Below are 670 nucleotides of genomic sequence, written 5' to 3'. Positions count from 1 at the left end.
TGAACCAGCTTTTACGCCAGCGGCGGATAGCAACCGGGATCACGCGGTCAACGGCGACGTGCCAGGTAGGGATCTGGGCAAACCCTTCTTCCACCACCCAGTCAAATCGCAAGTTGGGGATGACGCGCATGGCGTCCGTCAAGGCAGGCAGCGTGTGCAAAACATCGCCCATGGAAGAGGTTTTAACGATCAGCACCCGCATTAGCGATAATCCTGTTTCTGGAGGTAAGGCGTCAAGGCTTCCAGCACGCGCTCAGGCTGAATATCAATCAGGCTTTGGTGATATCCCTGCTCGCCATCGCCTTTACGCACGCGATGATAGCCGGTAATCAAACGGATAACGTTGGCCTGATGTGACAGCGGCGGCGTGAAATCCGGACTGCTGGGGCCATAGAGTGCCACCAGAGGGCGGTTTAACGCGGCTGCCACGTGCATTAATCCGGAGTCATTGCTGACCACAGCGTGACAGGCGGCGATCAGCACCACGGCTTGATCCAGTGACGTTTTGCCGGCCAGATTGGTGCAAAAGGCACGCAGGGATTCGGGCAAGGTGTCGCGTATCGCTTCTCCCGCCTCGTTGTCCTTGGCTGAGCCGAACAGGACAACGTGATGGCCGCGTTCGATCAGCGTTTGCGCCAGGCTGGCATAGTGATAGTGCGGCCAGCGCTTG

1 protein-coding gene and 1 pseudogene are annotated in these 670 nt (G+C 58.2%); both read right to left on the bottom strand.

The window, feature by feature from the left end; translation table 11 throughout:
* Window positions 1–202: pseudogene (locus tag J5224_RS33230) on the bottom strand (lipopolysaccharide heptosyltransferase 1); the annotation flags it as partial.
* On the bottom strand, window positions 202–670 hold a 469-nt coding region (gene waaF, locus J5224_RS33225), incomplete at its 5' end, for a lipopolysaccharide heptosyltransferase II (protein ID WP_264629157.1). The pseudogene J5224_RS33230 and the gene waaF, both read right to left, overlap by 1 nt.

It is taken from the genome of Candidatus Symbiopectobacterium sp. NZEC135, from assembly GCF_025962695.1.
This window is presented reverse-complemented; position numbering and strand designations above follow the sequence as displayed.